Genomic DNA, 7,082 nt, shown 5'->3' with positions numbered 1-7,082 from the left:
GCCTTCCAGGAGCTGGCAAAGCACGTCTACGTCGAGGTGGCGCTCCAGGAGTTCGCGCTGCCAGGCAAGAAGGCATCGATCTCCCGCGCATCGATCCTGACGGGCCTGTCTCGCAAGGATGTGCAACGCCTGCTGGAAAGCGAAGGTCCTGACAGCGCCACCACCGCGCAGGAGTACAACCGCGCGGCCCGCGTCCTCACCGGATGGATTCGCGATCCGGACTATCTCGACGGCTCCGGCCAGCCCATGGCCGTCGCCATCGACGGCGAACGCAGCTTTGCCACGCTGGTCAAGCGGCACAGCGGCGACATGCCTGCCCGGGCCGTGCTCGATGAGCTGCTTCGCGTCGGCGCGATCGGCCGGCGCGAGGACGGCCTCATCGAGCCCTTGCAGCGCGCGTACGTCCCCCAGGCCGGCGTGCTGGAGAAACTGAGCATCCTGGGGAGCGACACCTCCGATCTGATCGACACCATCGACCACAACGTCCAGCACGGCTCGACCGACCCGCGCTATCAGCGCAAGGTCATGTACGACAGCATCCCGACCCGCGACCTGGGAGCGTTCCGGAAGATCAGCGCCACCAAGGCTCAAGCCCTGCTCGAGACCCTGGACAGCTGGCTCGCGGCACACGACACCGACGACGAGCCGGGGCAGCCACCCGTCCCGCGATCCCGCGTCGGGCTGGGCATCTATTACTTCGAGGAGCCGCTGGCGGCTCCCGACACGCAACGAGGTTCGACACCATGAAGACACTCAGAATCGCCGGCGCCAGCCTTGTCGCATCCGTCTTGATCGCCGCGGGCTGTGGCGGCGGCGGCGGAATCGGCGGGACGGGACAGGACGCGGGCACGATGCGGGTGTCGATCGGCGATGCGCCGGCGTGCGGGTACGACTCTGTGAATGTCACCATCGAGCGGGTCCGGGTGAACAAGAGCCCGACGGCGGGTGACGACGAAGCGGGCTGGTCGGAGGTGGTGCTGTCGCCGGCCCGTCGCATCGACTTGCTGACGCTCACGAACGGCGTGCTGGAAGACCTCGGCCAGACCTCGTTGCCGGCCGGCCGGTACACCCAGCTTCGGCTGGTGCTGGCGGCAAACGACGCGGCGCATCCGCTTGCCAATTCGGTGGTGCCGACAGGTGGCCAGGAGACGGCGCTCGAGACTCCGAGCGCCGAGCAGACCGGGCTCAAGCTGAACCTCGACGTGGACGTTCCCGCCGGGAAAGTGGTCGACGTCGCCCTCGACTTCGACGCCTGCAGGTCCGTCGTTCGACTCGGCAACTCCGGCCGCTACAACCTGAAGCCTGTCCTGTCCGCGACGACGGTGTTGTCCGATGCCGGACAGCGGGTGGTCGGCTACGTCGACCCGTCCCTCGCGATCGCCGGCACCACAGTCTCCGTGCAAAGCGCCGGCATCGTGGTCAAGGCCACCGCCCCGGACACGACCGGAAAGTTCGTGCTGTACCCCGTTCCCATCGGAAGCTACGACCTCGTCGTCAGTGCCGCCGGGCATGTGACGGCGGTGACGACAGGCGTGCCTGTGACCCTGGCAGCGTATACCTACGTCGCCAGTGCCGCGCTGCCGATCGCCCCTGCGATCTCCACGCCCGCCGACCGGCAGGTGACCGGAACGGTGACGCCGGCATCGGCCACGGTTCGCGCCCTTCAGACGTTCGGCGGCAACATCACCGTCGAGGTCCGCAGCGGCATCGTGGACGGCCTCAACGGCAGCTTCCAGCTGATGTTGCCGAACGGTGCGCCGGTCTCATCGCCCTACGCCGCGGACCCCCTGCTGCTGAACTTCATCGCAGACGCGGGCGCAGCAGGCCGTTACAGCGTGGAGGCCACCTCCTCCGGCACCTCGAAAGCGCAGGCAGTGGACACATCCGCCCCTGTCGCTCCGTTGAACTTCACGTTCCCCTGACGCCTGCCATGCTGCCGAAGTCCAAAGCCAGCCTCCTGCGATCCCACGCTCACACCTTCACGCCAGGATGGGGACCTCTCTCGACGGCCATGCGCAAGGACGGCAAGGACGGCCGCTCCCTGGGGGTTCGCCCGACGAGCCTGTCCGTGATTGCCATCGGCGGGGAGAACCGGTCGGATCTCGAAGTCCTGCTGATGGAATGCAATGTCGAACTGACGGTCGTCGACAAGTCCGCCGCGGTCATCGACAACCTCAAGCAGCGATTCGGCTCGCTTTCCAAGTACGTTGCATGGAAGGTGGGAGACGTCGTCGACGTTGAGCTGCCGGATCACGCCTACGACGTCTGGTTCGATGKGAACCACTACGGAACGATGCAATGTGAGGCGCGAAGAGCACGGTATGTCGACAAGATGCACCGTTGTGTCCGCGCTGGCGGAACCACCCTGGTGACGGGTCACGTCAGCCCGCCGCCTGGGCCGGTATAGCGAGGTCAGCGAGCGCAGCCTGGCTGCGTGGCGCTGTGCGCGGCAATCTTCGCAAGGCGAAAGCCGTCCATGCCTTTCAGATTCTGAGCGGATCGAATCTGAATAACGGACGGTTGCAATTTCAATATATTCCTGCAAGCCAATCGAGATCCGAGCCGCCGGTTCAAATGCCGCCGGCTGCGCATCAACAACGAGTAACTCATGGAGAGTTTCGTTGCAATATGCAGCACTGATCACGATAACCAGCGGTACGGTCTCTCCCGTATAGTGGCCAGCGGCCCTGCGCCTGGCGCGAGAACCGAAACATCCTCACGGAATGCCCGCCGGCAAGCACGGAATCAGCCAACCCTCCGTCTCCACCCAACCATTCATCATCATGAAGGTCAAATATCCAGCGCTTCTGGCATCTCTCTTCGGCATGGCGAATGCGACAGGGCAACCCGTGGAAATCGTACGCCTGGGCCACGTGGGGCCCACCTCGGGCAATATGGCCCACTATGGCAAAGACACGCGCAATGCAGCATTCATGGCCATCGACGATTTGAATGCTCGAAAGTTGGTCATCGCAGGCAAGCGCATCGAGTTTCGACTCGAGGTGGAGGATGATGCCGGCGACCCACGCCAGGGAACGCTCGCCGCGCAAAAGCTCTGCGATACCGGCGTCGCTGCAGTCATCGGACACATAAACTCCGGTTCGGCCATCCCTGCATCCCGCGTCTATCGGGATTGCGGGATTCCGTTCCTGAGTCCGGGCTCTACCAATCCCAAACTCACGCAACAGGGCTACAAGAACACGTTCCGCATGCTCGCAAGCGACAAGGCGCTGGGTGCGGGGGTGGCAGCCTACGCGGCCAGAAACCTGAAGATCAAAACCATCGCCCTGATCGACGATCGCACGGCCAATGGACAGGGTGTAACCGACGTATTCAGGGCGCGAGCCAAAGCTGCGGGCATCGAAGTGGTCGCCGAAGAGTTCACGAATGACAAGGCGACGGACTTCTCAGCCATCTTGACGAAAATCAAGGGCAAGAACGTGGAGGCGATCTTCTTCGGAGGCGGCGATGCCCAGGCTGGCCCCATGCTGCGCCAGATGCATYAGCTGGGCATGAGCGACGTGCGGTTGCTGGGCGGCGACGGCCTCTGCACCAGTCATCTCGCGGAGCTCGCCGGAAATGCTCCCGCCTTGTCTCGTGTCGTCTGTGCCGAAGGTGGTGCCTCGCTGGCCAGCATGCCCGGTGGTGCGGAGTGGAAGAAGCGCTACGACGCCCGGTTTCCCAAGGAATACATCCTGTTTTCACCGTACACCTATGACGGCTTCCTGGTCATCGCGGATGCGATGAAGCGGTCGAATTCGGTCAATCCACGCCAGTTCGGTCCGAGGATCGTCGAAGCCAACTTCAAGGGCGTCACGACCGAAATCCGGTTCGATGAAGCCGGCGACCTGCAGGCGCCCGCGATCACGCTCTACTCCTACAAGGACGGCGCAAAGACGCCGTTGGAGTGAGCACGATGGGCACGCCGCGGGATCTGGTCGTCCTTGATGGCGGCGACCTGGACAGTCATGGCCTGATCGCCATCGCTCGGTTCAACGCTCCGGTGCAGCTGGCAGCAACGTCGCGCAGCCTGCTCCAGGCAACGAGGCATTACATCGACAGTCGCCTGCTCACCGACAGCGCGCCTTTGATGTACGGGTTCAACACCGGTGTCGGCGCACTCAAGAGCGTTCGAATCGACGCGGATCAAGTGGTGGAATTCCAGACCAACCTGATCCGTGCGGCTTCCGCCGGCACGGGAGAACCGATGCCCGTGGAGGTCGTCCGAGCGATGATGGCACTGCGCGTCAACGCTTTCGCAAGCAACTACTCGGGCGTGCGGTTGGAGATCGTTGACCGTTTGCTGGCGATGCTCAACCACGGCATCACGCCCCTGGTGGCGACCAAGGGCAGCGTGGGCGCCAGTGGCGACCTGGCGCCCCTGGCGATGATGAGTGGCGCCATGATGGGTTTGCCCCGGAGCAAGGTCGAATACAAGGGACAGGTGATGCCGGCGGCAGATGCCTTCCGGGCAGCTGGCCTGCCCTCGACGATCGATGTCCAGGCCAAGGACGCGACGGCACTCATCAACGGCACGACGGCGTCGCTCGCCTATGCGGCCTTGGCTGCCTACGATGCCCGCTGTCTGCTTGGCGAGGCAACGATTTCGCTCGCCCTGTCGCTGGAGGCGTTGCGCGCAGAGTTGTCATGTTTCGATGACAGGGTGATGCTGGCGCGTTTGCATCCAGGGCAACGCGCGGTGGCCGCATCGCTGCGCGGCGTGTTGCACGGCACGCAGCGATGCACCGAGCCCGCCCGGCAGGTGCGCCTGCGCAGCGCAGCCGGGCTTGACGCCACGTTGGCAGGAACGCCCCATGCGCCGCCCATTGCGCCGCGCATCCAGGACGCCTACTCTTTGCGGTGCGCGCCGCAGGTTCATGGTCCGGTGCTCGATGCGCTCGACTACATCGACACGATCCTTGCGACGGAGATGAACAGTGCAACCGACAACCCACTGATCTTTCGAGAAGGCGACGGCTATGCGGTCGTGTCGGGCGGCCACTTTCATGGCCAGTACATCGCGCAGGCCATGGACCTGCTGGCACTGGTTGTCACGGACTTGGCCGCCATCTGCGATCGGCGCAGTGCCCGGCTTGTGGATCCCGCATGCAGCTTCGATTTGCCCGGCGGCCTCATCGCCGAGCGCGCCGGCGTGAACACCGGCCTGGCTGGTGTCCAAAGCATGGGCACCGCACTGGTTCTGGAGAACATGGGGCTTTGCAGCCCCGCCAGCGTGACCAGCTTGCCGGCCAAGGGCAACACCGAAGATCACATCAGCAATTCATGCTTTGCGGCCCGGCGCTCACGCACTGTCGTTCAGAACGCGCAGACGGTGGTTGCGGTGGAAATGCTGCTGGCAACACAGGCGTTGGACCTGGCCGAGAGGGATCTGGCGGCCTTTCCCGTTGGTGCCGGAAGCAGAGCAGCCTGGCAAGCCGTGCGGGCTCACGTACCCGCGTCGCTGGGCAGCGACCGCTGGGTCTGCGAGGACATCGAAGCGCTCAGGGAGTTGGTGGTGGGCGGGGAGATTTCCCGGGCCGTCGAAGCGGCAAGCGGGCCGCTGTGGCCAAATGCATTCAAGCAGCCGGCCGTGCCCGGCTGACAGGAGGCAGCTCGCCCACGCGATCATCTTCGATCTCTGCTTCGCGTTCAGCAGCAACCCGCGCTCGGCACGAACTGATCCGTGCCTCAGGTGCTGATGCCCTACCGGTCGGCATTCTCCGCGGGTGGGCGCTCGCGCCGGATTGCATCCCACCAGTGCCAAGTGTGCGCGGCCGCATCGTAGGCGGTGCGTCCGGGCACCCGGAGCTCCACCTCGGTGCCGCGCCCGATCGCGCTGCGGACGTCCAGCTGCCCACCGATGATGCCGGCGCGCTCGCGCATGCCCGGCAACCCGAAGTGGCTGGCGGGCTGCTGGCCCGCGATCGTCACCGCGTCGATGCCTTTGCCGTCGTCGACGATCGTCAGCCGGAACTGCCGCACGCCGTAGTGCAGCGTGACGGTGATGTGCCGTGCGTCGGCGTGTCGGAAGCTGTTGCGCAGCGCCTCGCCGGCGATGCGCCACGCCTCCTCGCGCACGAGCGGGTTCAAGTTGCGCGTCGCTCCGTCGACCGCGACATTGGCGACAGGCGCGTTGGCCGCCGGATGGGCATTGGTCAAGTCGGCGCCGATCGCAGCGATCGCCTCGGCGAGGTCATTGACCTCGACGGTCGAGGTGCGCAGGCCCTGCACGGCTTGGCGCCCTTCGACGATCGCCGACTCTGCACGATCGAGAGCGAGCTCGAGCCGCTGTTTCGCTTCGAGCGGCCGCTCCGGCAGGGCGTTGAGGGCCGTACGGAACCAGAGCAGCGACGCCTGATAKGTCTGCAGCAGCGTGTCGTGCAGCTCGCGCGCGATGCGTGCACGCTCGCCGAGCCGCGCATAGAGTGCGATTGCGAATCGGCGGTGCAACTGGCGGACGCGCAAGCGGTACGCGAGCCAGAGCGTCGTGAGCAGCAATGCGGCGACAAGGATCCGGAAAGACCACGTCGCATACCACGGCGGCGGAACGCGGATCTTGAGCGCGAGCTCGCTTTCGTTCCAGTCTCCGCGGGCGCCGCGCGCCTGGACCAGAAACGTGTAGTCGCCCGTCGGCAGCATCGTGTACGTCGCACTGCGCCGGGCGCTGTCCGCCTCGTTCCATCTCGTCTCCAACCCTTCGAGCCGGTACCGATAGCGCGTGCGCGCCGGATCGGCATAGTTCAACGCGGCGAAGTCGAACGACACGATGCTGCGCGATTCAAGCTCCAGCGAAGCAGCGGACCAGATGGGCCGCATCAGCGGTGCGCTTCCTGGCCGCACCGGCTCGCCGAACAAGCGAAAGTCGGTCAAGAACACCGGCAGCGCGAGCTTGCGCTCGACGACCTGCCCGGGGAAGAACGAAGCGATCTTCTACATGCTTCCTGTATTTTTTGGGGCGAAGAATGTCCGCATGACATCCAACCCTTCTTTCAAGCGGCCTGGCGGTTCCGCGCAGGTCAAGGGCTGAACTTCTTCTCACGAGGCTGACTTCGTCACGGGCAATCTCTTTCACGGTCAAGTAC

7 protein-coding genes are annotated in these 7,082 nt (G+C 64.9%); 6 read left to right on the top strand and 1 reads right to left on the bottom strand.

Features of this window, described 5'->3' with window-relative positions:
- The 5 genes from AC1D12_RS19790 to AC1D12_RS19770 form a co-directional block, all read left to right on the top strand.
- A partial coding sequence (locus AC1D12_RS19790; protein ID WP_477842400.1) for a DUF6502 family protein occupies positions 1–747 on the top strand: 747 nt, incomplete at its 5' end.
- Positions 744–1,922 carry a DUF4382 domain-containing protein gene (locus AC1D12_RS19785; protein WP_477825162.1) on the top strand — a complete coding sequence of 393 codons (1,179 nt, stop codon included), beginning with the start codon at positions 744–746 and terminating at the stop codon, positions 1,920–1,922. The genes AC1D12_RS19790 and AC1D12_RS19785, both read left to right, overlap by 4 nt.
- 8 nt (positions 1,923–1,930) lie before the next feature.
- A complete protein-coding gene (locus AC1D12_RS19780) occupies positions 1,931–2,407 on the top strand; it encodes a class I SAM-dependent methyltransferase (protein ID WP_477842398.1) in 477 nt (158 codons plus the stop codon).
- Between the two features lie 316 nt (positions 2,408–2,723).
- Positions 2,724–3,911: a branched-chain amino acid ABC transporter substrate-binding protein gene (locus AC1D12_RS19775; protein WP_477842396.1), complete on the top strand. Its 1,188-nt coding sequence runs from the start codon at positions 2,724–2,726 to the stop codon at positions 3,909–3,911.
- A gap of 5 nt (positions 3,912–3,916) precedes the next feature.
- The gene (locus AC1D12_RS19770) at positions 3,917–5,602 is read left to right on the top strand and encodes an HAL/PAL/TAL family ammonia-lyase (RefSeq protein WP_465113735.1); all 1,686 of its coding nucleotides are present in this window, start codon (positions 3,917–3,919) and stop codon (positions 5,600–5,602) included.
- Positions 5,603–5,703: 101 nt separating this feature from the next.
- On the opposite strand, the gene AC1D12_RS19765 is transcribed toward AC1D12_RS19770, so the two are convergent.
- Positions 5,704–6,816 (bottom strand): ATP-binding protein, encoded by a 1,113-nt coding sequence (locus AC1D12_RS19765; RefSeq protein ID WP_477825159.1) that lies wholly within the window; start codon positions 6,814–6,816, stop codon positions 5,704–5,706.
- Here AC1D12_RS19765 and AC1D12_RS19760 point away from each other — a divergent pair.
- Positions 6,806–7,027, top strand: coding sequence for a hypothetical protein (locus tag AC1D12_RS19760; protein WP_465113737.1), 222 nt, complete (start codon positions 6,806–6,808; stop codon positions 7,025–7,027). The genes AC1D12_RS19765 and AC1D12_RS19760 overlap by 11 nt on opposite strands.
- Positions 7,028–7,082 lie beyond the last annotated feature (55 nt).

Source organism: Rhizobacter sp. P1_G5 (genome assembly GCF_056405435.1).
The sequence above is the reverse complement of the archived record's forward strand: the minus strand, read 5'-3'. Positions and strand labels throughout refer to the sequence as shown.